The 1343-nt window shown below is 45.9% G+C and carries 1 pseudogene; it reads right to left on the bottom strand.

Annotated features, from left to right (window positions below):
- A pseudogene (locus ACERC6_RS10230) lies at positions 1–1319 on the bottom strand (hypothetical protein); the annotation flags it as partial.
- Positions 1320–1343 lie beyond the last annotated feature (24 nt).

Raw genomic sequence — 1343 nt, 5'->3', positions numbered from 1 at the left:
TCAAGCAACAGTGGCGGTTGATTCTCTTTTGAACTTGGGATCTCTATCGCATCAAAGGTTGATTTACCTTTTACATCCATACCACTCGTCACCGTTAGCTTGCCATCAACGGTGGTGTCTTTAAGTGATGTAGTGCCAGCAGTCACCGTCAAGCCACCGTTCAAGTTGGTTGTGCCAGTCACATTCAGCGTACCGTCAATCGTCGCATTGTTATTCACAGTCAACGCATCCGTCTCCACTGAAGTCAAGCCGGTCAACGATTTAGCCAGTTTTACAACTAGTCCCTGATTATCAGGATTCTTCACTACTCCGATATTATTCTCAGAGAGCTCATCTGTTTTACCGCCGGTAATAGTCAGTTTCTCACCCAAGTTACGATGCACCTCTCCACCACTATCACCAACGAACGTCAATCCTTTTTGGGTAATTTCCCCAACTTTCTCCTCAAACTGCTCAAAGTTAATCGCATCACCGTTGCCCGTACCTCTGGCCACATTCGTAATCTTCGCAGCTCCACCACCATTCTTCTGAACTTTGATATTACCGTTGTCATTTACAATCTTCGGACCAGTAGTAGCCTCACCTAAGGTTACACCATTTTTAAGAATCGCTTGATTATCAACAACCAATGATTCTGCTTGTACTTGACCCTCAGCAACTACCTCTTTAAGTCTCGTTTTTCCAGTCGCCGTTAAGCTAGTGACGGTCGTTGCACCGGTCACATTCAAATCACCACCAACATTCGTACCTTGAAGCGTAGTAGTGCCGTTCGCTGTTAAGTTCTGAACTCTAGTTTCACCAGCAGTCACCACCAAGTCTCCAGCTTCAACTGTCACTCCATTATTTGCCGTCACTTTATCATTAAAGGTCGACTCTCCGGTCACTTCCAAACCACCGTTAGTAACCGTCACTTTATCACCAAAGCTCGATGCACCAGCCTCAACAGTCAAACCACCATTGGTAACTGTCACTCCATTATTTGCCGTCACTTTATCATTAAAGGTCGACTCTCCGGTCACTTCCAAACCTTCTTGCAACTTGGTTTGACCTCCACTTACCGTCAAGCCTTGACGCAAAGTAGTTGCTTTAGCCACATCTAGCGTACCACCTAAACTAGTTGCACCACGAGTCACCGTTAAGCCATTGCCTATCGTCGCATTGTTATTCACAGTCAACGCATCCGTCTCCACTGAAGTCAAGCCGGTCAGTGTTTTGGATAGTTTTACTTCCAATCCCTGGTCACCAACAACTACCCCAATATTGCTATTAGTCAACTGACTCTCATCAGCACCGCCGGTAATTCTTACGTCCTCGGTCAACTTACGTGTGAAATGTTCTCTGTC

Source organism: Moraxella sp. E33BD, assembly GCF_041807865.1.
Lineage (GTDB): Bacteria > Pseudomonadota > Gammaproteobacteria > Pseudomonadales > Moraxellaceae > Moraxella > Moraxella haemolytica.
Note: the sequence above shows the minus strand (reverse complement) of the source record. Positions and strands in the feature narration are given on the sequence as shown.